Source organism: Nocardioides sp. GCM10030259 (assembly GCF_042666375.1).
In the GTDB taxonomy this organism is placed as follows: Bacteria; Actinomycetota; Actinomycetes; order Propionibacteriales; family Nocardioidaceae; genus Nocardioides.
In genome coordinates this window covers 32,482-56,353 of record NZ_JBHTDF010000008.1, presented here as the reverse complement: position 1 = coordinate 56,353, position 23,872 = coordinate 32,482, and the positions used below count along the sequence as shown (strand labels likewise).

General features: G+C 72.7%; 23 protein-coding genes. 11 read left to right on the top strand and 12 right to left on the bottom strand.

Annotated elements, in window-relative coordinates:
• Position 1: 1 nt before the first annotated feature.
• The 3 genes from ACFQQI_RS08865 to ACFQQI_RS08855 all read right to left on the bottom strand — a co-directional run bounded on the left by ACFQQI_RS08865 (position 2) and on the right by ACFQQI_RS08855 (position 4,107).
• On the bottom strand, positions 2-1,234 hold the full coding sequence (locus ACFQQI_RS08865) for a type IV pilus twitching motility protein PilT (protein ID WP_378561071.1): 1,233 nt from the start codon (positions 1,232-1,234) through the stop codon (positions 2-4).
• Between the two features lie 69 nt (positions 1,235-1,303).
• A complete protein-coding gene (locus tag ACFQQI_RS08860; RefSeq protein WP_378561068.1) occupies positions 1,304-2,995 on the bottom strand; it encodes a GspE/PulE family protein in 1,692 nt (563 codons plus the stop codon).
• A gap of 14 nt (positions 2,996-3,009) precedes the next feature.
• Positions 3,010-4,107, bottom strand: a complete 1,098-nt coding sequence (locus ACFQQI_RS08855) for a type IV pilus twitching motility protein PilT (protein ID WP_378561065.1) — start codon at positions 4,105-4,107, stop codon at positions 3,010-3,012.
• A 101-nt stretch (positions 4,108-4,208) separates the two neighbouring features.
• On the opposite strand from ACFQQI_RS08855, the gene pilM reads away from it, so the two are divergent.
• The 7 genes from pilM to ACFQQI_RS08820 are packed head-to-tail and all read left to right on the top strand — an operon-like array spanning position 4,209 to position 10,381.
• Positions 4,209-5,312: a type IV pilus assembly protein PilM gene (gene pilM, locus ACFQQI_RS08850; RefSeq protein ID WP_378561062.1), complete on the top strand. Its 1,104-nt coding sequence runs from the start codon at positions 4,209-4,211 to the stop codon at positions 5,310-5,312.
• Positions 5,309-6,022 carry a hypothetical protein gene (locus tag ACFQQI_RS08845; RefSeq protein WP_378561059.1) on the top strand — a complete coding sequence of 238 codons (714 nt, stop codon included), beginning with the start codon at positions 5,309-5,311 and terminating at the stop codon, positions 6,020-6,022. Before pilM ends, ACFQQI_RS08845 begins: the two co-directional genes overlap by 4 nt.
• Positions 6,022-6,669: a type 4a pilus biogenesis protein PilO gene (locus tag ACFQQI_RS08840; RefSeq protein WP_378561056.1), complete on the top strand. Its 648-nt coding sequence runs from the start codon at positions 6,022-6,024 to the stop codon at positions 6,667-6,669. The genes ACFQQI_RS08845 and ACFQQI_RS08840 overlap by 1 nt, the downstream gene beginning before the upstream one ends.
• Before the next feature lies 1 nt (position 6,670).
• Positions 6,671-7,225, top strand: a complete 555-nt coding sequence (locus tag ACFQQI_RS08835) for a hypothetical protein (protein ID WP_378561053.1) — start codon at positions 6,671-6,673, stop codon at positions 7,223-7,225.
• On the top strand, positions 7,222-7,929 hold the full coding sequence (locus ACFQQI_RS08830) for a hypothetical protein (RefSeq protein WP_378561050.1): 708 nt from the start codon (positions 7,222-7,224) through the stop codon (positions 7,927-7,929). Before ACFQQI_RS08835 ends, ACFQQI_RS08830 begins: the two co-directional genes overlap by 4 nt.
• Positions 7,926-8,711 carry a prepilin peptidase gene (locus ACFQQI_RS08825; protein WP_378561047.1) on the top strand — a complete coding sequence of 262 codons (786 nt, stop codon included), beginning with the start codon at positions 7,926-7,928 and terminating at the stop codon, positions 8,709-8,711. The genes ACFQQI_RS08830 and ACFQQI_RS08825 overlap by 4 nt, the downstream gene beginning before the upstream one ends.
• A 17-nt stretch (positions 8,712-8,728) precedes the next feature.
• On the top strand, positions 8,729-10,381 hold the full coding sequence (locus tag ACFQQI_RS08820) for an FAD-binding dehydrogenase (protein WP_378561044.1): 1,653 nt from the start codon (positions 8,729-8,731) through the stop codon (positions 10,379-10,381).
• Positions 10,382-10,390: 9 nt separating this feature from the next.
• Here ACFQQI_RS08820 and ACFQQI_RS08815 read toward each other — a convergent pair whose 3' ends face one another.
• On the bottom strand, positions 10,391-10,714 hold the full coding sequence (locus ACFQQI_RS08815; RefSeq protein ID WP_378561041.1) for a DMT family transporter: 324 nt from the start codon (positions 10,712-10,714) through the stop codon (positions 10,391-10,393).
• Positions 10,715-10,773: 59 nt separating this feature from the next.
• On the opposite strand from ACFQQI_RS08815, the gene ACFQQI_RS08810 reads away from it, so the two are divergent.
• Positions 10,774-11,325, top strand: a complete 552-nt coding sequence (locus ACFQQI_RS08810) for a TetR/AcrR family transcriptional regulator (RefSeq protein WP_378561038.1) — start codon at positions 10,774-10,776, stop codon at positions 11,323-11,325.
• 10 nt (positions 11,326-11,335) lie between these two features.
• Here the strand turns inward: ACFQQI_RS08810 and ACFQQI_RS08805 are convergent, their stop codons facing one another.
• Positions 11,336-11,806, bottom strand: a complete 471-nt coding sequence (locus ACFQQI_RS08805; RefSeq protein WP_378561035.1) for a nucleoside deaminase — start codon at positions 11,804-11,806, stop codon at positions 11,336-11,338.
• Between the two features lie 298 nt (positions 11,807-12,104).
• Between ACFQQI_RS08805 and ACFQQI_RS08800 the strand changes: the two genes are divergently transcribed.
• On the top strand, positions 12,105-13,880 hold the full coding sequence (locus tag ACFQQI_RS08800) for a binary toxin-like calcium binding domain-containing protein (protein WP_378561032.1): 1,776 nt from the start codon (positions 12,105-12,107) through the stop codon (positions 13,878-13,880).
• An 86-nt stretch (positions 13,881-13,966) separates the two neighbouring features.
• Here the strand turns inward: ACFQQI_RS08800 and ACFQQI_RS08795 are convergent, their stop codons facing one another.
• Positions 13,967-15,793, bottom strand: a complete 1,827-nt coding sequence (locus ACFQQI_RS08795) for an AMP-dependent synthetase/ligase (protein WP_378561029.1) — start codon at positions 15,791-15,793, stop codon at positions 13,967-13,969.
• A 174-nt stretch (positions 15,794-15,967) separates the two neighbouring features.
• Between ACFQQI_RS08795 and ACFQQI_RS08790 the strand changes: the two genes are divergently transcribed.
• Complete coding sequence (locus tag ACFQQI_RS08790) at positions 15,968-17,083, top strand: pentapeptide repeat-containing protein (protein ID WP_378561026.1); 1,116 nt, start codon at positions 15,968-15,970, stop codon at positions 17,081-17,083.
• Here the strand turns inward: ACFQQI_RS08790 and ACFQQI_RS08785 are convergent.
• The 3 genes from ACFQQI_RS08785 to ACFQQI_RS08775 form a co-directional block, all read right to left on the bottom strand.
• Positions 17,058-18,206, bottom strand: coding sequence for an acyl-CoA dehydrogenase family protein (locus ACFQQI_RS08785; protein ID WP_378561023.1), 1,149 nt, complete (start codon positions 18,204-18,206; stop codon positions 17,058-17,060). The genes ACFQQI_RS08790 and ACFQQI_RS08785 overlap by 26 nt on opposite strands.
• A complete protein-coding gene (locus ACFQQI_RS08780) occupies positions 18,206-19,243 on the bottom strand; it encodes an LLM class F420-dependent oxidoreductase (RefSeq protein ID WP_378561020.1) in 1,038 nt (345 codons plus the stop codon). Before ACFQQI_RS08780 ends, ACFQQI_RS08785 begins: the two co-directional genes overlap by 1 nt.
• Positions 19,244-19,356: 113 nt before the next feature.
• Positions 19,357-19,695, bottom strand: coding sequence for a hypothetical protein (locus ACFQQI_RS08775; RefSeq protein ID WP_378561017.1), 339 nt, complete (start codon positions 19,693-19,695; stop codon positions 19,357-19,359).
• Between the two features lie 146 nt (positions 19,696-19,841).
• Here ACFQQI_RS08775 and ACFQQI_RS08770 point away from each other — a divergent pair, with 146 nt between their 5' ends.
• Complete coding sequence (locus ACFQQI_RS08770) at positions 19,842-20,636, top strand: PIG-L deacetylase family protein (RefSeq protein ID WP_378561014.1); 795 nt, start codon at positions 19,842-19,844, stop codon at positions 20,634-20,636.
• Between the two features lie 32 nt (positions 20,637-20,668).
• Here ACFQQI_RS08770 and ACFQQI_RS08765 read toward each other — a convergent pair whose 3' ends face one another.
• The 3 genes from ACFQQI_RS08765 to ACFQQI_RS08755 are packed head-to-tail and all read right to left on the bottom strand — an operon-like array spanning position 20,669 to position 23,840.
• Positions 20,669-21,559, bottom strand: coding sequence for a Gfo/Idh/MocA family protein (locus ACFQQI_RS08765; protein ID WP_378561011.1), 891 nt, complete (start codon positions 21,557-21,559; stop codon positions 20,669-20,671).
• A 40-nt stretch (positions 21,560-21,599) separates the two neighbouring features.
• Entirely contained in the window at positions 21,600-23,279 is a 1,680-nt protein-coding gene (locus ACFQQI_RS08760; RefSeq protein WP_378561008.1) for a formate--tetrahydrofolate ligase, read from the bottom strand.
• A complete protein-coding gene (locus ACFQQI_RS08755; protein WP_378561005.1) occupies positions 23,280-23,840 on the bottom strand; it encodes a cyclodeaminase/cyclohydrolase family protein in 561 nt (186 codons plus the stop codon). It abuts the gene before it with no gap.
• Positions 23,841-23,872 lie beyond the last annotated feature (32 nt).

Sequence of the window (23,872 nt, the reverse complement as noted above, 5' to 3'; positions counted from 1 at the left end):
GTCACTCCCAGGAGGACGGGGACCGCGTCACGGCGGGCCCGACGAGGGTCTCGAAGTCGTCGCGGTTCGAGCAGTGCTCGAGGCCGGCGGCGAAGGTGATCCGGCCGGCCCGGACCAGGGCGGCGAGGTGGGCGTTGAGGGTCTGCATGCCGTCCTTGGCGCCGGCCTGGAGCGAGCCCTGGATCTGCTGCAGCTTGTCGTCGCGGATCATCGCGCGGATGCCGGGGTTGCACACCATCACCTCGACGGCGGCGACCCGGCCGGCGCCGTCGACGGTGGGCACCAGCGTCTGGCAGACGACGCCCTGCAGGGTCGCGGCGAGCTGGGTGCGCACCTGCTGCTGCTGGTCGGCGGGGAAGACGTCGACCACACGGCTGACCGTGTCCTGCGCCGACTGCGTGTGCAGCGTCGCGAGCACGAGGTGGCCGGTCTCGGCCGCTGTGAGGGCCACCGAGATCGTGTCGAGGTCGCGCAGCTCGCCGACCAGGATCACGTCGGGGTCCTGGCGCAGCACGTGCTTGAGCGCGGCGCGGAAGTCGTGGGTGTCGCTGCCGATCTCGCGCTGGTTGACGACGCAGCCACGGTGCTCGTGCAGGAACTCGATCGGGTCCTCGATGGTCACGATGTGGCCGCGCCGGGACCGGTTGATCTGGTCGATGACCGCCGCGAGGGTCGTGGACTTGCCCGAGCCGGTCGGCCCGGTCACGAGCACCAGCCCGCGCTTCAGCGCGGCGAACGACGAGACGACGTCGGGCATGCCGAGGTCCTCGAGCGGCACGATCTTCCACGGGATCGTGCGGAGCACCGCGCCGACCGCCTCACGCTGGCGGAAGAGGTTGACGCGGAAGCGGGCCCGCCCCGGCACGGCGTACGCCAGGTCGAACTCGAGCTCCTCCTCGAAGGTCTTGCGCTGCCGCTCGGTGAGTACGCCGTACAGCGTGCTGCGCAGCTGCTCGGCGCCCAGCGGGGCGTAGCCCGGGAGCGGCTCCATCTCGCCGAGGCGACGCACCGACGGGGGTACGCCGACGGTGAGGTGCAGGTCGGAGGCACCCAGGTCGAGCACCTGTCCGAGCAGGTCGTCGAGGACCAGCGGACGCTCGGTGGCCGCGACAGGGGCGACGGGGGCGACGGCGAGCGGGGGAGCCGTCGTGACGGGAGCGGCGGCAGGCGCCGGCTCGGCGCGGCGCGCGCCGGCGAGCGGGAGTCCGAATCCGCTGTGGGCCTGGTCGGTCACGGGTCTCCTCCGGGCAGGACGGCAGTGCTCGTACTCCTCATCGGCAGGGCACCCCACCCACCTGAGGCGTCACGCGACGACCCGGAGGATCTCCTCGATCGAGGTGCGGCCCTGGGCGACCTTCAGCCAGCCGTCCTGCTTGAGCGTGGCCATCCCGTGGGCCCGCGCCGCGTGCGCGACCTCGTCGGTCGAGACCCGCGCGACGGCGAGCCGGGAGATCTCCTCGTTGACGGTCATCACCTCGTGGAGTGCCATGCGCCCGCGGTAGCCGGTGCCCGAGCAGGCCGAGCAGGCGCCCGGTCGGTAGAGCGTGGGCAGCGGCTGGCCCTCGAGCCACGGGTAGCCGACGCGCAGCAGCTCGGCAGGCTCGGGCAGGTACGGCTCCCGGCAGCGCTCGCACAGCGCGCGGCACAGCCGCTGCGCGAGTACGGCGTCGAGCGCCGAGCCGACCAGGAACGGCTCGATGCCCATCTCGACGAGGCGCGTCAGCGCCGACGGCGCGTCGTTGGTGTGCAGCGTGGAGAGCACCAGGTGGCCGGTCAGCGCCGCCTCGACGGCGATCTGCGCGGTCTCGCGGTCGCGGATCTCGCCGATCAGCACGATGTCGGGGTCGGAGCGGAGGATCGAGCGCAGCGCCGACGCGAACGTGAGGCCGGCCTTGGTGTTCGTCTGCACCTGGTTGGCGCCGGGCAGCCGGTACTCGACCGGGTCCTCGACCGTGATGACGTTGACGTCGGAGCGGTTGAGCAGGTTCAGCGTGGCGTAGAGCGTGGTCGACTTGCCCGAGCCGGTGGGGCCGGTGGCGAGGATCATCCCGTAGGGCTTGGTGTACGCCGCCTGGTAGCGCTCGAAGTTGTCCTGGCTGAAGCCGAGGTCGTCGAGCCCGAGGTGGGCGTGCTCGGTGTCCAGGATCCGCGCCACGACCTTCTCGCCCCACACGGTCGGCAGCGTGGCCACGCGGAGGTCGACGCGGCGGCCCTCGTGGGTGACCGAGAGCCGCCCGTCCTGGGGCAGCCGGCGCTCGGCGATGTTCATGTCGGCCATGATCTTCAGCCGGGAGACCACGCCGTTCTGGATGTTCTTGGGGGAGCGGTGGGCGTCGTGGAGCACCCCGTCGATGCGGTAGCGGACCCGCATGTCCCGCTCGGTCGGCTCGATGTGGATGTCGGAGGCACGATCGCTGATCGCCTGGCTGATCAGCAGGTTCACGAACCGCACCACCGGCGCCTCGTCGGAGACCTGGGTCAGCGTCGAGAGGTCGTCGACCTCCTCCTCGAGGGTCAGGTCGGAGGTGAGGTCGTCGAGCTCGCCCTCGGCCCGGTAGACCTGGTTGATCCGGGCGTCGATCTCGGCGCGGGTGGAGATCGCGAAGCGGACCCGGCAGCGGGTCAGCCGGGACAGGTCGTCCTTGAGGTCGATGTCGCCGGCCTGCCGGATGCCGACCGCCACGACGAGCTCGCCGTCCTCGCGGGAGATCGGCAGCACCCGGGCCCGCCGGGCGAAGTCCGCCGGCAGCAGGCTCACGGCGGCCATGTCGACGATGAAGTCCGACAGGTCGACGTAGTCGAGCCCCACCGCCGCGGCGGCCAGGGCCAGCACGCTCGCCCGGTCCACCCAGCCGCTCTCCAGCAGCACCTCGAGCACCGGCTGGCGCTGCTCGGACGCCCGGGCCTCCGCCTGCTCCAGCTGCCCCTGCGTGATCAGGCCGTTCTCGAGCAGGGCGCGCACGGTGTCGACCGACGGGTTCGCGCGGATCGTCATGGCAGCACTCCTCGTCACTCCTGGTCCACGAGCGTCGGGTCCACCCCGGCGCGCTTGAGCAGCACGGTGAAGTCGTGCGGGTTGGAGGACGCCGCCTTGGCGTCCCGGATGGTGACCGTGCCGTCGAGCACCAGGCGCACCAGATGCTCGTCGAAGGTCTGCATCCCGGAGTAGCCGCCCTCCGCGATGAGGGTGGGGATGGTCTCGGTCAGGTCGGGGGCCGCGATGGCCTCGGCCAGGCGCGGCGTGTTGACCGCGATCTCCAGGGTCGCCACGCGGCCGGCGCCGTCGGCACGACGTACGAGCCGCTGGCAGACGATGCCCCGCAGCGACGCGGCGAGGGCGAGGCGGACCTGCTTCTGCTCGTACGGCGGGAAGAAGTCGACCACGCGGCTGACGGTCTCCCGGGCGTCGGTCGTGTGCAGCGTCGACAGCACCAGGTGACCGGTCTCCGCGGCGGAGACCGCCGCCCGGACCGTGTCGGCGTCGCGCATCTCGCCGATCAGGATCACGTCGGGGTCCTGGCGCATCGCCGCGCGCAGCGCCACCGACCAGCTCGCCGTGTCCGTGCCCAGCTCCCGCTGGCTGATGCTCGCCCGCTTGTCCCGGTGCACGACCTCGATGGGGTCCTCGACGGTGAGGATGTGCGCCGGGCGGGTCTCGTTGACCGCGTCGATCATCGCGGCGAGGGTGGTGGACTTGCCGGAGCCGGTGGGCCCGGTGACCAGCACCAGGCCGCGGTGCTCGAGGGCCAGCCGGTGCACGACGTCGGGCATCGCGAGCTCCGCCAGGGTCCGCGGCTCGCTGCCGACCGAGCGCAGCACGCACCCGACGCCGCCCCGGGCCCGGAACGCGTTGACCCGGAACCGGCCCACCCCGTCGACGTGCAGGGCGTAGTCGGCCTCGTTGGTGGCGGCGAAGCCGTCCGCGACGTCGGCCGGCATGGTCTCCCGCACGAGCGCCTCGAGCTGGTCGGCGCCGAGCGGGTCGCACTGGAGCGGGACGAGGGTCCCCGAGATGCGGACCCGCGGCGCGACACCGGCCTTCAGGTGCAGGTCGGAGCCCTCATGGGTGACGACTGCCTGGAGCAGGGGGGTGATCTGGAGGGTCATCAGATTTCTCGCTGGGGCGGGTCAGGTCCGGACCGGAGCGGGCGATAGGAGAGATGTCACGTGTCCCCCATCGGCCCGAAAGGCCGGAACACGAGGAATCCATGAGCCGGACTCTGATCGGTCTCGACGTCGGTGGCTCCGGCGTCCGTGCCGCCGAGATGGCCGCCGGTCGCCGCCCGCAGCTGCGCCGGTTCGCGCAGGTGCCGCTGCGGCCCGGGATCGTGCGCGGAGGGACCGTGGGGGACCCCGAAGCGCTCGCCGACGCGATGCGGGAGCTGTGGTCCCGCGGCAAGCTCACGTCGAAGGACGTGCGCCTCGGCGTCGCCAACGGCGCCGTGCTGGTGCGCCAGCTCGACCTCGACTGGATGCCGCCCGCCGACTTCCGCAAGGCCCTGCGCTACCAGGTGCAGGACGTGCTGCCGTTCTCGGTCGACGAGGCGAACCTCGACTACCACCTGGTCTCGGAGCGCGAGGTCGTCGGCGCGGACGGCACGACCCGCCGGGTGGCGCGGATCCTGCTGGTCGCCGCGTCCCGCGACATGGTCGACGGGCTCGTGTCCGTCGCCGAGAGCGCCGGGCTGCGGGTCAGCGGGGTCGACCTGGTGCCGTTCGCCGCGCTGCGCGCCCGGCACCACCTCGGCCCGACCGCCGACCGGCCCGAGGCACTCGTCGACGTCGGGTCCGACGTCATCGCCGTGGTCGTGCACACCGACGGCGTCCCGCACTACGCCCGGATCATCCCGGGCGTCGGCGGCGAGTCCGTCACGCGCGCCATCCAGGAGAAGTACGAGTGGGCCTGGGAGGACGCCGAGCGGACCAAGGTGTACGTCGGCCTCCCCGGTCACGCGCGGCTCGACCACTCGCAGCGCAGCGCCCTGGGCGAGCGCCGCGACGGGCTCGACCACGCGGCCCAGCAGGTCGTCGCCGGCACCGTCGACCGGCTGCTCGCCGAGATCGGCACCACCCTGGACTTCTACCGCGAGAGCGCCGAGGCCGGTGCCGCCGGCATCGAGCGGATCGTGCTCACCGGCGCCGGGTCGCGGCTCGGCGGCTTCGCCGAGCACCTCGGGTCGATGCTCGACCTGCCCGTCGAGCACCTCGACGTACGCCCGGGCCTGCGCATCCCGGGCCGGCTCCGGATCTCCGAGGCCGACGGCCCCGCGCTGACCGTCGCCGCCGGCCTCGCCCTGGGGGTGACCCGATGAAGCGCACCACCGCTCCGCGCCCGACGCTGCCGTCGGTCAACCTGCTCTCCGAGTCGGCGTTCGCCCGCCTGGCCGCGCGCCGGCTCCGGCGGTGGTTCGTGGCGGGCGGGCTCGCCGTGCTGCTGGCCATCGGGCTCGCCTGGGGCGGGCAGCACCTGCGCGTGCAGAACGCCGAGGACGAGCTCGCGGTCGAGCAGGCCGAGACCGACCGCCTGACGGTCGAGACCGAGCGCCTGGCGCCCGTGCGCACGTTCGTGAACGGCGTCGCGGCGCAGCAGGTGCTCGCCGCGGCCGCGATGGCGGGCGACGTCTACCTCTCCGACCTGCTCCGGGGCATCCTGGAGGCTGCTCCCGACGGTGCGCAGCTCACCACGGTGTCGGTCACCGTCGCGCCGCCGGTCGTCGCCGCCGACCCCGCCGCGGGTACGCCGCCCGCGACGCCCGACGCGACCACCACCGGCTGTCCCGGGCCCGACCCGTTCGCCACGCACCCGGTGATCGGCTGCGTGATGCTGTCCGGCACGGCGCCCAGCCGGGCCGACGTCGGCGAGCTCGTCATCGCGCTCGGGGAGTCGAAGCTCTTCGTCGAGCCCTTCATCTCGACGACCACGACGGCGGACACGTCCGAGGTCACGTTCAGCGGCTCCGTCGGGCTCTCCGACCACCTCTACAGCGGGCGCTACGCCGACCTCACGAAGGGTGGCAAGTGATGGACCTGCGCAGTCCCACCGCGACCAAGGTCGTCGGCGCCCTCGCGATGGTCGTGCTCGCGGCACTCGGGTGGCTCGTGGCGGTCGGCCCGAAGACCGACGACCTCGCGGCGGTCCGTGAGCAGATCACCACCACCCAGGACCAGAACGCCCTGCTCGGCCTGCAGCTCGCGCAGCTGCGCCGGCAGCAGGCCGACCTCGACGAGACGCGGAAGGTGGCGCGCAAGCTCGCGAAGAGGTTCCCGGCCACCGCCGACCAGCCGGGCCTGTTCCAGCAGGTCACCGCGGCCGCGGTCGACGCGGGCATCGGGCCCGACGGGGTCACCACCCTGACGCCCACCCCGCCGGTCGTCGGCGACGCCGCCCTCGGCGACGGGGCGACGTCGGACCCCGCGACACCGGTCCCGGCCGGGCTGGCCCGCCAGACGGTGACGGTCTCGGTCACGGGGAGCTACGACCAGACCCGCAAGCTGCTCGACAACCTCGAGCACATGGACCGCGCCTACCTCGTCACCGGGCTCGACCTCGCGGCGTCCGAGGTCGGCAGCTACACGACCACCGTGACCGGCGACATGTTCGTGATGCCGCCGGTGCCGGATCCCGGCGAGGTCGTCGACCTCGTGAGCGCGACCCCGGAGGAGGACTGAGATGGGCCTGCGATCCCGCCGTACCCGGGCTGCCGAGCCGGCACCGGAGCAGATCGAGCTGACCGAGGAGCAGATCGCGGACCTGGACCCGGAGGCCCAGGCGCGGGTGCTGCGCGCCCACGTGCGAGCGCTCGAGCAGGCGCTGGCCGCTGTCATCGACCCGCCGGCCCCCGAGCCCGCACCCGTGCCGGAGCCCGCGCCCACGACCGTCGCCGATCCCGGTCTCGGCCTGCGCCGGGCTGCGCTCGTGGCGCGAGCCGTCGCCGCGCGGGTCGCGCCCGACGACGACCCGCGCCTCGCGGCGGAGCGGGTGGTTGCCTGCCTGGAGCAGCTGTCCGCCGCGCCCGGCCTGACCCGGCCGCGCGTGGCCGGCGAGGAGCCCCCGGCCGAGGCGCCGGTGCTCGAGGACGTCGCCGCGACACTCGTCGTCGTCGACTCCGAGACCGCGCCCACGCTCGCGGCCGTCGACGGCCCCGAGGTCGTGCTGCCGGTCCCGCCGCCGGCCGACCCCGCGCCGCGGCGCCACCGCCGTCGGCTGCGTGGGAGTGCCGCATGAACACGGCGATGGCGCTGTCCCAGGAGTACGCCGCGCTGTCGCGGGCGTGCGCGCACCAGGGCGACGTACGCCGTGCGCAGCTCGCCGCGTGGCTCGCCGACGTGCACGCCCTCGAGGACCTGCTGATGGAGAACGGCCTCGACCTGGCCCCCGACCCGGCGGCCGAGCTCGCCGCGGTCGGCGACTCGGTGGCCGGCTCCCTGGAGGACGTCGCCCGCGACCTCCCGCCGGGTGCCCGGTCCGGAGCCCGCGAGGTCGTCGAGATCGCACGGCGGGCGCTGGTGCACGCCTTCGACGCATCGGTCCACGACCTGCTCGCCGCCCGGCTGCCGAGCCTCGACCACCTGGACGGCCTCGACTCCCGGCCGTCGGCCCCGCGGCAGGCGCCGGACCTGGAAGTCCCGCAGCGGCTGGCCGTCGAGGCCGGCGACTTCGCCGCGGCCGCCGCGGCCCTCGCCGCCGACGGCGACGCCGAGGGCGCCGAACTGCTCTCGACGCGGGCCGACGCCGCGGCGTTCGAGTCCTACCTGCGCACCGCCGCCGCCCGCGCCGGCGACGAGTCGCTGGCCACCGTCGACCTGCGCTGGGCGCTCGTGGCCGGCACGCACCGGACCGGCGCCGAGCGCCGCAAGCGGCTCACGGCCGTGGTGGGCGCCGCCGAGCGCGACCAGCTCCTGCGCCGCCTGCCGGGCGGGGTGCGGTGACCCCGGCGTACCTCGCCGCCCTCGGCCTGCTCGGGCTGCTGGTCGGGTCGTTCCTCAACGTGGTCATCCACCGCGTGCCGGCGGGACTGTCGATCGTCTCGCCGGGATCGGCGTGTCCGGCGTGCGCGCACCCGGTGCGCCCGGTCGACAACGTGCCCGTGCTCTCGTGGCTGCTGCTGCGCGGCCGCTGCCGGGACTGCGCGGCGCCGATCGCGGGGCGCTACCCGCTCGTGGAGGCCGCCACCGGGCTGCTGTTCGTGGTCGCGGGCTGGCGGTTCGGCGCGACGCCGTACGCCGCGGCCGTGCTGGTCGTCGTCGCCGCCGGAGTCGCGCTGGCGATGATCGACCTCGACCACCGGCGGCTGCCCTTCCCCGTGACCGGGGCGATGGCGGTCGGCACCGTCGTCGCGCTCGCGATCGACGTCGTGCTCCACGGCGCCGGCCCGGTGCCCGTCGCCCTGCTGTCGGTGCTCGTCTGGCTGGCGGTCTACGGCGGCGTCTGGATGGTGACCGGCGGCCGCGGGATGGGCCTGGGCGACGTGGCGCTCGCGCCCGTGCTCGGCCTCGCGCTCGGCTGGCACGGCTGGGGCACGTCGCTGGTCGGCCTGGCCGCGGGCTTCGTCCTCGGAGCGGTCGTCGGCGTCGCCCTGATCGCCACGGGTGTGGCGCGCCGCGGGTCGAAGGTGCCGCACGGGCCGTTCCTGCTCAGCGGCGCGCTGCTCGGCCTGGTCGCGGGCCAGCCGCTCGCCACGGCGTACCTCCGGCTCGTCGGGATCGCCTGACGTGCGAGGATCCCGCCGTGGACGAGATCGCTGACGTCATCGTCGTGGGTGCCGGCCTCGCCGGCCTGACCGCTGCCGCCGAGGTCGCCGACGCCGGCAAGCGCGTCGTGCTCCTGGACCAGGAGCCCGAGCAGTCGCTCGGCGGGCAGGCCTTCTGGAGCCTCGGCGGTCTCTTCCTCGTGGACAGCCCCGAGCAGCGGCGGATGGGCATCAAGGACTCGCGCGAGCTCGCGATGCAGGACTGGCTCGGCAGCGCCCAGTTCGACCGCGCGGAGGACCGCTGGCCGCGGCGGTGGGCGGAGGCGTACGTCGACTTCGCCGCCGGCGAGAAGCGGGCCTGGCTGCGCGAGATGGGCCACCGGGTCTTCCCGGTCGTCGGCTGGGCCGAGCGCGGCGACGGCCGCGCCGACGGGCACGGCAACTCGGTGCCGCGGTTCCACATCACGTGGGGCACCGGCCCCGGGGTCGTCGAGCCCTTCGAGCGGCGCTGCCGCGAGCACGCGGCGTCGGGTCGGCTGCGGTTCGCCTTCCGCCACCAGGTCGACGAGCTGCTCGTCGAGGGCGGCGCGGTGGTCGGCGTCCGCGGCACGGTGCTCGAGCCCAGCGCGGCCGAGCGCGGCACGGCGTCCAGCCGGACCTCGGTGGGGGAGTTCGAGCTGCGCGCGCAGGCCGTGATCGTGACCAGCGGCGGCATCGGCGGCAACCACGACCTGGTGCGCAAGACCTGGCCGGCCCGGCTGGGCGCGCCGCCGAAGACGATGGTGGCCGGGGTGCCGGCACACGTCGACGGGCGGATGCTGGGGATCACGCAGGACGCCGGCGCCCACGTCATCAACCCCGACCGGATGTGGCACTACGTCGAGGGTCTGCGCAACTGGGACCCGATCTGGGACAACCACGGCATCCGCATCCTCCCCGGGCCCTCGTCGCTCTGGCTCGACGCGACGGGCAAGCGGCTGCCCGCGCCGTACTTCCCGGGCTTCGACACCCTCGGCACCCTCACGCACCTGCGGAAGACCGGCTACGACTACTCGTGGTTCGTGCTCACGCAGAAGATCATCGAGAAGGAGTTCGCTCTCTCCGGGTCCGAGCAGAACCCCGACCTGACCGGCAAGGACATCAAGCTGCTGCTGTCGCGGGTCAGGAAGGGTGCGCCCGGCCCGATCGAGGCGTTCAAACAGCACGGCGCGGACTTCGTCGTCGCCGACTCGCTCACTGAGCTGGTGCGCGGCATGAACCGGGTGGGGGACGAAGCGCTGATCGTCGAGGCCGAGCTCCGCGAGCTCATCGAGCAGCGCGACCGTGAGATGGACAACGCGTTCACCAAGGACGCCCAGGTCACCGCGATCCGCGGCGCCCGGCAGTACCGCGGCGACAAGCTGATCCGCGTCGCCTCGCCGCACAAGCTGCTCGACCCGAAGGCCGGCCCGCTCATCGCCGTACGCCTCAACATCCTGACCCGCAAGACGCTCGGCGGCCTCGAGACCGACCTGTACGGGCGGTGCCTCACCTCGTCCGGCGAGCCACTGCCCGGCCTCTACGCCGCGGGCGAGGTCAACGGCTTCGGCGGTGGCGGGATGATGGGCTACAACGCCCTCGAGGGCACGTTCCTCGGCGGCTGCCTCTTCTCCGGCCGTACGGCGGGCCGGGCCGCGGCGCGCTCGGTCTAGGGGCCAGCGTCAGTGGGCGCCGGTCAGGTTCAGGCCGACCACGCCGGCGACGATCATCGCCAGTGACGCGAACTTGACCCAGTCCATCGACTCGCCGAGGAACAGGTAGCCGACCACCGCGACGAGGGCGGTGCCGGCGCCGGCCCAGATGGCGTAGGCGACCGACACCGGGACGGTCCGGACGATCACGGTGAGCAGGAAGATGGCTGCGGCGTACCCGCTGACGACCACGAGCGTCCACGGGATGTGGGTGAAGCCGTCTGCCTTCGGCAGCAGCGCGCTGGCCGCCACCTCCAGGCCGATGGCGAGGGCCAACAGGATCCCGGCGAGCATGACCGATCCTTTCGTGTGTAGCGAACGCTACAAACTGTAGCACTCGCTACGCTGAGCCCATGAGTCGTCGCGCGGAGCTGCTCGACCAGGTCACCGACCACGTGCTGGAGCACGGACTGGTCGGGCTGACGCTGCGCCCGGTCGCGGCGGCGATCGGTACCAGCGACCGGATGCTGATCTACCACTTCGGCAGCCGCGACGGCCTGGTCTCCGCGGTGGTCGCCCGGGTGGGGGAGCGCAGCGTCGCCGCGATCGACGGCCTGCCCGCGGCGCCGACGGTCCGGGCGGCGGTCAACCGGCTCTGGGCGGCGTACGGCGAGGAGCCGCTCGCCGGCTGCATGCACATCTACGTCCAGGCCGCGGCGACCGGTCTCTTCGGCGGCGAGCCCTACCTCAGCGAGGCCCGGGCCAGCAACGAGCGCTGGGCGAGGGCGCTGGGCGCGTACCTCGTGCGCAGCGGTGCCCCGGCCCGCCGCGCCCGGCGCATCGTCACGCTCGTCGACTCCGCGCTCTACGGCTTCCACCTCGACCTCGCCACCGACCGTCCGGACGAGCTCGCCCGGGGTGTCGACGACCTCGCGCGGGCCGCCCAGGCGCTGGCCGCGCGATGACCGCGGACGGTCAGTACTCGAGCCGGTCGCCCTTGCTCAACCAGGCGTCGAACGGCGCGAACGGCGTCGGATGGGCGCCGGGCCGGACCGGGGTCGGCCACGTGGCGGGATCGCGGGAGAACATCTCGTAGAACTCACGGTCGTCGAAGCCCCCGCGCGCGGCGTCGTTGCGGTCGGCGGCGTACACGACCCGGTCGATGCGCGCCCACAGGCAGGCGGCGACGCACAACGGGCACGGCTCGCACGACGTGTAGAGCTCGCAGCCGGCCAGCGAGAAGTCGCGGAGCGTCGCGCAGGCGGCGCGGATCGCCTGCACCTCGGCGTGCGCAGTGGGGTCGAGGTCGCGGGTGACCCGGTTCTGCCCGGTGGAGACGATCACGCCGTCGCGGACCACCACGGCGCCGAACGGCCCACCACCCGCGGCCACGTTCTCGACGGCGAGCTCGACCGCCCGGGCGAGCCACTGGTCGTCGGACGTCATGACGGCGAGAGTACGGCGTCGTCGCCGGTCACGTGCGGGTTTGCGCCGCCCCCGTTTCGGCTGGGATCCATCGGTCACCGGGCCTGCAACGGCACGGAGCTGCCGTGCCGGCATCGGAACACATGGGGATGACGATGACTGGAAGGACAAGGAAGAGGACCACCGCTGTCACGACCGCACTCGCGGTCGGGTGTACCGGGCTCCTGGTCGGCGCCGGAAGCGCGACGCCGTCGGTGGCCGGATCCGCGGCCGCGGATCCCGGCCCGTACTCCGCGGCGACGGGCGGCGAGATCGCGACGTGACCGCCGTCGGCGGGCCGGTCGGGCCCACGCTGGCCGACCTGGCCCTGGCCGCGGTCACGGGCGCCACCGGCTCGACCGCGAACCCACGCGCGGTCGCCGACGCCCGCAACCTCGGGGGCTCCGGGATCGGCAACACACCGCTGAGCCCCCTGCTCTCCGTCGCTCACAGCGAGGCGACGCCGACCGCACCCGACCCGGGGCTGTCGACGCAGACGACGATCCCGGGCAACGCCGCACCGCTCCTCGACCTGGGCGTCTCGACCTCGACCGCCCAGGCGGGCACCAAGGCCAACGGCTCGTGCCTGCCGCAGGGGGAGCCCTCCGCGGCGTCCGTGGCGGACACCGCGGACGCCGCGGTCCTGCCGAACGGGATCCCCGGCGTGGGCGACCTGATCACCCTGCCGGGCAACGCCGCGACCGCCCAGCGCACCGAGCTCGTCGGCCGCGCCGGTGGCGACGCCGTACAAGCGACCAGCTGGGCGTCCGGCGTCGACCTCCGGCTCTTCGGCGGGGCGGTGCAGGTCAAGATCGCCTCGGTCCCGAAGCTGACTGCCGTCGCGGGCGGCAAGCCCGGTGACGCCTCGGTCACCTACGACGCTCCGGCCGTCACGGTCCTCGCCAACGGGCAGACCTTCGAGGTGCCGGCTACCGGCGCCCCGCTGGCAGTCCCGGGCGTCCCGGCGCCGTTCGTCCTGGAGCTGTCCGCACCCGGCCTGCGCACCGACAACGTCGCGGCCGACGGCACGTCGGCCCAGGGTGCGGCCACCGTGCTCCACCTGAAGGTCGGAGACAGCACGTCCGGGACCACCGTCCTCGGCCTCGACCTGATCCCGCTCAGTGCCAGCGCCTCCGCGCCGGCGGGCGGCGTCGACTGCGCCAAGGGTGCCGGCGGTGGTGCCGGTGGCGGCATCGCCGACGACGCCGACGGTGACGGCCTGACCAAGGACGAGGAGGCCGAGCACGGAACCGATCCCGGCAACGCCGACACCGACGGCGACGGGTACGGCGACGGCTACGAGGTCGTCAACGGCTCCGACCCGCTCGACCCGGCATCGCCCGGCCCGGGCGTGCCCGGTGCGGACACGGACGGCGACGGCGTGGGCGACCGCCAGGAGGCCCAGGCCGGCACCGACCCGCTGAATCCCGACACGGACGGCGACCTGCTCTCCGACGGCAACGAGGGCAAGCACGGCACCGACCCGTTGAAGGCCGACACCGACGGCGACGAGCTCGGCGACGGCCGCGAGGTGCTGATCGGGACCGAGGCGCTGAAGAAGGACACCGACGGCGACAAGATCGGCGACGGCCGCGAGTACAACGGGTTCAAGGTCAAGACGCTGGGCGTCGTGAAGACCAACCCGCGTCGCGCCGACACCGACCGCGACGGGATCAAGGACCGCAAGGAGGTCCGCGGGACCAAGATCAGGAAGAAGGTCGTGGTCCGCGGGAAGAAGGTCCACAGGATCGGCCTCGTGCGCACCGACCCGCGGCGGGCCGACTCCGACCGTGACCGGATCCGGGACCGCAAGGAGATCCGCGGGTTCAAGAACAAGCGCTACGACGTCAAGCTCGTGAGCAACCCGCGCCGCAAGGACTCCGACCGCGACGGCCTGCGCGACCGCGCCGAGGTGACGGGCAAGAAGAACGCGAAGTTCAAGAAGATGCCCACCAACCCGCTGGACTGGAACACCGACCGGGGCAAGATCGGTGACAAGCGGGAGATCAGGGAGGGCACCAACCCGGCGCAGCTGCCCAAGCGCAAGCGCCGCTGATGACGGCGGGTGAGGCCGATGCGCCCGGGTACCCCTCCGCGCTCGGCCTCACCCGTTGCCCGTCTCGTCGGTTCAGCCAGGTCGGCTCAGCTGTAGAGGCGGTCCACGACGTCGGAGTACTTGGTGTTCACGACCCGGCGCTTCAGCTTGAGCGTGGGCGTGAGCTCCTCGGACTCGGCGGTCCACTCGACGGGGAGCAGCTCGAACGACTTCACCTGCTCCGGCCGCGAGAGGCGCTCGTTGGCCGTGTCGACGGCCTGCTGCACGATCGCGCGGATCTGCGGCTTCTCCGCGAGGTCGGCGAGGTCGGTGAACTCGATGCCCATCTGCTGCGCCATCAGCGGGGCGATCTCGCCGTCGAGGGTGAGGATCGCGACGACGTACGGCCGGTTGTCGCCGATCGCCATCGCGTGGCCGATGAGCGGCGACTCCTTGAGGTAGTTCTCGATGTTGGACGGCGCGACGTTCTTGCCGGCCGAGGTGATGATCAGCTCCTTCTTGCGGTCGACGACCGCGAAGAACCCGTCGTCGTCGAGCGTCCCGATGTCGCCGGTGTGGAGCCAGCCGTCCTCGTCGATGAGCGCGCGGGTCGCGTCCTGCTGTTGGTGGTAGCCGGGGGTGTTGACGGGGCCGCGCACCAGGATCTCGCCGTCCTCGCCGAGCGTGACCTCCATGCCCGGGTTGGCCCGGCCGACCGTGCCGAGCTTGAAGCCGCTCGGCCCGTTGGCGGTGACGGCGCCGCAGGTCTCGGTCATGCCGTACACGTCGAAGACCTTGAGGCCGAGCCCGGCCATGAACTGCGCGACGTCCAGCGGCATCGGGGCCGCGGCCGAGCCCGCCCAGGTGACCTGGTCGAGGCCGAGCAGCAGCTTGAGGAAGCCGAGGATCTGCTCGTCGGCCTGGCGGTAGGCCTCCTCGATCTCCGGTGTCATGGTGCCGCCGACCTCCTGGGCCTGCACCCAGGCGAGACCCGCGGCCATCGACCTCTGGACCATCTCGCGGTTGGCCGGATCGGGGTCGGCGGCGAGCTTGGCGGAGATGCCGGTCTTGATCTTCTCCCACACGCGCGGGACGCCGAAGAACGCCGTCGGGTGCACGTCGCCGAGCGCGCCGAGCAGCTCCGCGGGGTCGCCGATCGCGTGCAGGTGGCTGCCCTGGATCTGTGGCCCGTAGAGGCCGAGCACCCGCTCCGCGATGTGTGCGAGCGGGAGGTAGCTGACTGCCCGCTGCGGGTCGACAAGCCCGGCCTTCTCCTGCGTGGAGATCGCCTCGTAGAGCACGTTGTGGTGCGTGAGCACCACGCCCTTCGGGTTCCCGGTCGTGCCGGAGGTGTAGAGGATCGTCGCGGGGTCGTCGGGCGTGAGCTCGGCGGCACGGGCCTCGACCGCGCCCGGGTTGGCGACGCGGTACGCCGCGCCCGCGGCCACCAGCGCGTCCCAGTCCTCGTCGAGCATGACGACCTTGCGGACGCTGTCGACCTCCTCGAGCGCCCGCGTCCACCGGGTCCGGTGGTCGGCGGTCTCCAGGAAGGCGACGGTCGGCCGGGAGTGCCCGGCGACGTACGCCACCTGCTCCGGCGACAGCGTGTTGTAGATCGACATCGGCGTCGCCCCGGCGTGCATCGCACCCATGTCGGCGACGAAGTGCTCGACCCGGTTGGTCGCCATGATCGCGACCGTGTCGCCCTTCTCGACGCCGATCTCCATCAGCGCCGCGGCGACGTCGAGCGCGCGCTCGCGGGTCTCGGTCCAGGTCAGCGTGCGCCAGGACTCGCCCTCGGGCACGTGGTGGCGGTCGGAGTACGCCGGCTGGTCGCCGTGCTCGCGGACGGTGTCGGCGAGGGCGTCGACGAGGGTGCGCCCCTCGACCTGGGACTGGATGCGGGCGCGCTCGGTGAGTACGTCGTCGAACATTCGGCTGCTCCTCGGGGACGGAGTCGAAGTAACGAGGGTCACAGCCTCGCCGAAGATTCGCACGGGCGCCAGAGGCGGCCCGGATGACCCGTCCGTGCCATGGCCGGGTGGCGGGTGTGAGCGGACCGTGGTGAGCGGCGACGCGGCCTCCGACGGACTCGGGAGGTGGTCGACATGGCCGGACGTGCCGAGCTCGGGACCGAGGAGCTCGCCCTGCTGCGACGTCTCGTCGAGGCGCTCGAGGGCGAGGCGAACGCCCGCGCCGAGGCGGCGACCGACCGCTGGGAGAAGTGGCGGACGCCGGCGGCGATCGCGGTCAGCACGCTGACGATCCTCGCCACGATCGTCTTCTCCGCCCTGCAGCTGAAGAGCTCGTCGGACCAGTTCGAGCGCACCCTGAAGGCCAACCAGTACTCGGACATCGTCGACGGACTGGCCAGCGACTCCGTCGGCGTCCAGGTCAGCTCGCTGCGTCGTCTGGTCCGCTACGTCACGACCGAGGACAACTTCGAGGACGGCGCCGCCCAGCGCGCCGCCGCCGTGGACGCCGCCCAGACGCTGTCGACGTTCATCACCGACGAGAGCACGGTGCCGGGCCACGAGGGGCTCACCAGCTACCGCGACCCGCAGCCGATCGTCGTCTCGCGAGCGCTCGGGCAGCTGGTCCAGCTGACGAAGGACGGATTCGCGACGGTCAACATCGACCTCAGTCGCGGGAACTTCCACGGGGTCAACGTCGCCGACGTCGTTCCCCTGGGGGCGTTCGTGGCCGTCGGCGCCGACTTCCGGTCGGTCAACGCCACCGGCTGGGACCTCACCGGCACGTCCGCAGACCTCAGCAACGCGTTCTTCACCTGCGCCAACATGCAGACCTCGGACCTGGGTACGGCGGACCTGGCCGGCACTGACCTCACCGGCGCGAACCTGCGCGGCGCCGACCTGTCGGAGGTCCGCAACCTGACCAGCGAGCAGCTGACCGGGGCCCTGGTCGGCCCGGTCACCCGCCTGCCCATGGGCGTCGAGGCCCCGGACGAGGTCGACGCGTGGGGGGTGCAGGCCGACGCCGACTTCGGGACCACCCCGGCGTGCCGACGGCTGATGGAGGAGATGACCGACCTGCCCGCCGGCGCGGGCTACAGCCAGCGGATCGCCTGCCCGGGTCAGGCCAGGCAGCCGTGGTCGATCGAGCTCACCGACGGCGCTCGGGCCGCACTGCGCACCGTGTGCGGCTTCCGGTCCGACCTCGACACGTCCGAGGGGACGCTCACACGCCCAGTGAGCGCCCGATGATCTCCTTCTGGATCTCGGTGGTGCCGCCATAGATCGTCTGGATCCGGCTGTCCGTGAAGGCCTTGGCGATGGGGTACTCCATCATGTAGCCGTAGCCGCCGTGCAGCTGGACGCCGGCGTCGACGACCTGCTTCTGGAGCTCGGTCGTCCACCACTTCGCCATCGACGCGAGCGTCGTGTCGACCTCGCCGGCGTTGAGCTTGAGGATGCAGTCGTTGACGAAGACCCGCGCCACGTGGGCGTGGGTGGCCATCTCGGCGAGCACGAACCGGTTGTGCTGGAAGGAGCCGATCGGCTTGCCGAAGGCCTGCCGCTCCTTGGCGTAGGCGAGCGACATGTCCAGCACCTGCTCGATGGCGGCGACGGCCATGGCGGCGATGGAGATGCGCTCCTGCGGCAGGTTCATCATCAGCGAGATGAAGCCGGAGCCCTCCTCGCCGAGCAGGTTCTCCTTGGGCACCTCGACGTTGTCGAAGAACAGCTCCGCGGTGTCCTGGGCCTTCATGCCGACCTTGTCGAGGTTGCGGCCGCGCTCGAAGCCCTGCATCCCGCGCTCCACGACCAGCAGGCTGATGCCCTTGTGGCCGGCGTCGGGGTCGGTGCGGCAGACCACGACCACCAGGTCGGACAGGATGCCGTTGCTGATGAACGTCTTGGAGCCGTTGAGCACGTAGCGGTCGCCCTTGTCGACCGCACTGGTGCGGACGCCCTGCAGGTCGCTGCCGGCGCCGGGCTCGGTCATCGCGATCGCGGAGATCAGCTCGCCGCTGACCAGCCCGGGCAGCCAGCGCTGCTTCTGCTCCGGCGTCCCGAGCGAGGAGATGTAGGGGACGATGATGTCGCTGTGCACCGGGAAGCCGGGGCCGCTCGCGCCGACCCGGGCGAGCTCCTCGGCCACGATCGTGTTGTAGCGGAAGTCCTTGACCCCGGCGCCGCCGTACTCCTCCTCGACGTCGAAGCACAGCAGCCCGGCCTCGCCGGCCTTGAGCCAGACCTCCCTGCTGACCTGGCCGTCCTTCTCCCACTGGTCGTGGTGGGGGACGACCTCCTTCTCCATGAAGGCGCGCACGCTGGCGCGGAAGTCCTCGTGCTCCTGCTCGTAGATGCTCGGCCGCTCGGTCATCAGCTGACCCACTCCTTGATCTGCGCGACGGTGGCAGCCGGGTCCTCGGTGACCGGGCTGATCTGCAGGTTGGTGACGCCGGCCTCCTGGAAGGCGGCGATGCGTTCCTTCACGTACGACGCGGGGCCGACCAGGTTGCCCGCCTCGAGCCACTCAGTCGGCACGATCGCCTCGGCGTCGCGCTTGTTGCCGTCGAGGTAGAGGTCCTGGATCTGCTTGGCCTCCTTCTCGTAGCCGTAGTGGCAGGCGAGCTCGTTGTAGAAGTTCTTGCCGCGGGCGCCCATGCCGCCGACGTAGAGCGCGTACATCGGGCGCATGAAGTCGAGCAGCTTCTTGGTGTCCTCGCCCTCGCCGATCGCGACCATGCCGCCGGCGGAGATCTCCAGCGGGGCCAGGTCGGCGGACCGGTTGGCGGCGCCCTTGGCGAGCGCCTCGCCCCAGACGTCGTTGGCCTTCTCGGGCAGGAAGAGGAAGGGCAGCCAGCCGTCGGCGAGCTCGGCCGTCATCGCGACGTTGGCGTCGCCGAGCGCGGCGACCCAGATCGGGATGCTGTTGCGCTCGACCTTGGTGAGGAGCTTGAGCGGCTTGCCGAGCCCGAGGCCCTGGTCGGCGGGGAGGGGCAGGGTGAAGATCTTGCCGTTGTGCTCGAGGCGCTCGCGGCGCAGGCCCTGACGGAGGATCGAGATCACCTCGCGGGTGCGGCCGAGCGGCTTGTCGTAGGGCAGGCCGTGGAAGCCCTCGATCACCTGCGGGCCGGACGCGCCGAGGCCGATGACCGCGCGGCCGCCGGACACGTTGTCGAGCCCGGCCGCCGTCTGGAGCAGCGCGCTCGGCGTACGCGAGAAGACGTTGAGGATCGCCGAGCCGATCTCGACGGTCTCGGTCTTGGCGGCCAGGTAGCCCATCAGCGTGGGGGAGTCGAACCCGTAGGCCTCCGCGATCCACACGGTGTCGAGCCCGGCCTTCTCCAGCCCGACCACCTGGTCGGCGGCCTCGCGTGGGTTGCCCGAGTACATGAGCGGCGTCGAGAGCTTCATTGTGACAGCATAACTGTCACGGTTGTGGTGGCCGCAAGGCAGAGTGGGCGCCGTCTCACCGCGAGACGGGCAGCCGGCCCAGCGGAGCGGCCGGCCGTCAACGTTCCGCGAACCTACGACGACGAGGTCGTCGTGGCGAGAAGGCGTCGCGCTCGACGACCGAGGTCGCTCAGGTCGACGCGACCTTCCTCAGCGGCGGCAGCCAGTCGCGCGGCAAGATCCATCGCCTCGTCGAGCTCGGGTGCAGTGACCGCGGACTCCTGGCCCATGTCGCGAAGAATGGTCATCTCCGTCCTGGACGCGATCAGCGGCTCGGTGACCCCGTCGATCCAGACTCGGGTGCGGCGACCATCGCCACGCTCCTCGCCGGCGATTCGCTCCAGGGCGAAGATGCGGTCGGCCCGCGCGAACTTGCCGAAGCCCAACGCCACCATCCGCGAATCCGATGCCACGCAGCCATCTTGTCACTGCCCACCGACCCCTGCCTTGGTGTGCGGGACGCGAGGGGCGTCCGACTGGGGTCGTCCAGCCTGGGGGGGTGGCACCGCAGCGCACCGGTCACGGGCGCTGCGCTGCGCACGTGGATAGCGTGTTGCCCGTGGCTCGGACCAGGACCCTCGCCTGCGTCGTCGCGCACCCCGATGACGACGCGTACGGCGTGGCGGGAACCGTCGCCCTCCACGCCGACGACCCGGCCTTCAGATTCGTCCTGGTCCACGCGACCGATGGTGGGAACGGCGACATTCGGCCCGGGTTCCCGGCCACCCGCGCGACGCTCGGAGCGATCCGGCGGGGCGAGGACGAAGCCGCGTGGCGAGCCCTCGGCCGGGTCCCCGACCGGCACGAGTGGCTCGGCCTGCCCGATGGTGGCGTCGCGGAGGTTCCGTTCGACGACGTCGTCTCGGCTGTGGCGCGTGTCCTCGACGAGGAGGAACCCGCTGTGGTCGTCACGTTCGGCCCCGACGGCATCTTCGGGCACCCCGACCACATCGCGATCGGCGCCGCCACCGACGCGGCGTTCGCCCTGCTGCGGTCCGCCACCGGGCCCGGCTTCCGGCGGCTCGCGCACGGCGCTGTCCCGCAGTCGGTGTTCGAACGCTGGAACCGCCAGCGCGCCGAGCTCGGGCTCTTCACCTTCGACCCGACCCGGACCTACCACATGCGCGGAATCCCGGACGAGGACATCGCGATCACCGTCGACTGCCGGCGCGCTGTCAGCCGCATCGTGGCCGGCCTCCGTGAGCACAAGAGCCAGCTGCACGTCATGTCCGACGACCCCACGAACACTGCCCAGTGGGAACGGCGCGTCGGGCGGGAGTGGTACGCGCTCGCGTGGCCGGAGCGCGACCCCGGCGCCCCGATGTTGACCGACCTCTTCGACGGTCTCACCTGACCCGCCGCCGGTGTTCGTACCGGAAGGTGGCGTCAGCGGCGGCGGGCTGCGTCGATCTGGGCCTGCGCGTCGGCCAGCAGCTCCACGATCCGGGCGCCGAAGGCGACGTCGATCTCGTGCGGCTCGCCGGTCCGGGCCGACCGCACGAGCTCCTCGGCCGCGACCGCCAACGGCTCCGACGGTGGGCGGTCGGGGCGCGCGGGCATGGCGGACAGGCCGGCGTCGCCCCACACCGCGGCCTCGGACCCCGCGGCCGCCGGGGGCGCGAAGAGGGTCAGCGTGGCCGTGCTGGTGGCGCCGGAATCGTGCCGCACCACCAGCGTCACCAGGTCGCCCTCGCCACCGACCGCCGTGAGCGACCGGACCGGGCCGAGGGCGGCGCTCAACGTCGAGAGGGCGTGCGGGCCGATGTCCCACAGCGCGCCGCTCTCCCGCCGCCACGGCGAGGAGCCGAACGGGTTGCCCGGCTCCTGGAGCGAGCCGAACAACCGCAACCAGCCGCCCTGCCAGCCCCCTGACTCCCGGACCTCCCGGAGCCACGCCCGCGACGTGGTCGCGAAGCGGTCGGTGAAGAAGACCACCGACGCCACGCCGGCCGAGGCGGCGGCGTCCCGCAGCTCGTGTGCGGCGGCCACGGTCATGGCCACCGGCTTGTCCAGCAGCAGGTGCTTCCCGGATCGCGCGGCCACCAGTGCGAGCTCGGCCTGGACCTCGGGCGGTACGGCGAAGGCGACGGCGTCCACCTCCGCGAGCAAGGCCTCGTAGTCATCGTGGGCCGAGGCGCCGAGACCAGTCGCCAGGGCGCGGGCACGCTCCGGGCTGCGGCCCCAGACGCCGACCAGCTCGACGCCCTCGGCCGCCAGCAACCCGGGCCCGTGCGCCATGTCCGCCCAGGGCCCGGTGCCCACCAGTCCGAATCGCACGGACGGCACGCTACCGCGATCCCCAGGCGTCGACGCCGGGTCAGGACAGGCCGACGATGGTCCCGTCGTCGAGCAGATCGATCCGGGCGGCGGCCGGGGTGGCCGGCAGCCCGGGCATCGTCATCACGTCACCGCACACGAGCACGACGAAGCCGGCGCCGGCGGAGAGCCGGACCTCGCGCACGTGCAGGTCGTGGCCGGTCGGTGCGCCGCGGAGGGTGGCATCGGTCGAGAACGAGTACTGCGTCTTGGCGACGCAGACCGGCAGCCCGCCGTACCCGTCGGCCTCGAGTCGGTCGAGCCGCCGCTTGGCCTTGCCGTCCCACGTCACGCTGGAGGCGCCGTACAGCCGGTGGGCGAGCGTCTCCGCCTTCTCCTTGAGCGGGAGCCCGTCGGGATAGGTGAAGGAGAACGTCGTGGGGTCGGAGCTCTCGAGGAGGTCCAGCACGCCCTTCGCGAGGTCGGTGGCGCCGGCCCCGCCGTCGACGAAGTGCGTGGCCGGCTCGGTCCGGACCCCGAGGTCGTCGACCAGCTCGACCACCCGGGCCACCTCGGCGTCGGTGTCGGTCGGGAACCGGTTCAGCGCGACCACGCAGGGGATCCCGTAGACCTCGCGGACGTTGCGCAGGTGCCGCGCCAGGTTCTCCATGCCCCGCTCGACGGCGCCGAGGTCCTCCCGCCCGAGATCCGGCACGTCCACGCCGCCGTGGTACTTGAGCGCCCGGACCGTCGCCACGACCACCGCCGCGTCCGGGCGGAGCCCGGACTTGCGGCACTTGATGTCGACGAACTTCTCCGCCCCGAGGTCGGCCCCGAAGCCGGCCTCCGTGACGACGTAGTCGGCCAGCCGCAGCGCCGCCCGGGTGGCGACGACCGAGCTGCAGCCGTGCGCGATGTTCGCGAACGGTCCGCCGTGCACGAAGGCTGGCGTGTGCTCCAGTGTCTGCACCAGGTTGGGCGCCAGGGCGTCCCGCAGCAGCACCGCCATCGCGCCGTGCGCTTCTAGCTCGCGGGCGGTGACGGGCTTCTTCTCCCGTGTGTAGCCGACGACGATGTCACCGATCCGGCTCTTGAGGTCGGACCAGGACTCGGTCAGGCAGAAGATGGCCATCAGCTCGGAGGCCACCACGATGTCGAAGCCCTCCTCGCGCGGGTAGCCGTTCGAGATGCCGCCGAGGCCGACCACCACGTCGCGGAGCGCCCGGTCGTTGAGGTCGAGCACGCGCTTCCAGTCCACCGACCGGACGTCGATGCCCAGTGCGTTGCCGTGCTGGATGTGGTTGTCCACCAGTGCTGCCAAGAGGTTGTTCGCCGCCGCGATCGCCGCGAAGTCGCCGGTGAAGTGCAGGTTGATGTCGGTCATCGGCACCACCTGCGCCCAGCCGCCGCCGGCCGCGCCGCCCTTCATGCCGAAGACCGGTCCCATCGAGGGCTCGCGCAGGCAGGCCATCGTCCGCAGCCCCAGCCCCCGCAGCGCGTCGGCCAGGCCGACCGTGGTCGTCGTCTTGCCCTCGCCGGCCGGCGTCGGCGACATCGCCGTCATCAGGATCAGCTTGCCGAGGGGCCGGTCCTCGAGGGACCGGAGGTAGCCGAGGTCGACCTTCGCCTTGTGGTGGCCGTACGGCACCAGGTGGACCGGTTCGATCCCCAGCTCCTCCTGGGCGACCCGGGTGATGGGATACAGCTCCGCAGCGTTCGCGATCTCGATGTCCGACAGCACTCAGGTTCTCCCTTTCGCGACGCCTATCCGCCGCAGTAGCCGCGAGCGGTCCTCGGAGTCCGGGACCGTGCGCACGTTGGACTCCACGTTCATCCGCGCGATGGCGCACCCGGCCCGCGCGACCTCCCCCGCCGCGACCAGGTCGGACAGCAGCCCCGGCCTGGCGGAGGGTCGCAGCTGGTCGATCAGCACCAGCACCTCGATGGCGGTCTCGACGACCTGCACCTGCGGCTCGCACGCTCCGAGGAGCGCCTTGTCGATGGCCGCACGCCGCTGCGCGTGGTCGGTCCCCTCCCCTCGGGGCAGCGCCCACGCATCGGCGACCGCCGCGAAGGCGCGCTCGTCGTCGGCCACCACCTGCTGCGCCCGGGTGACGAGCCGTTCGGCCCGCTCGACGAGCGCCGGGGCCTCGCAGAACCGCGCCACCATCGCCACGAGCGCCGCGGCCTGGGCGGTGCACAAGCCCGCGACCGAGCCGCCTGCCGGGGTCGGTGTGCGGGCGGCGAGACGGTCCAGGAAGTCCGTGATCGTCCCGGCGTCCACGTCGGCGTCGCGCACCACAGAGGCCACGCTAGTGCCGCACGCGGCGTGCG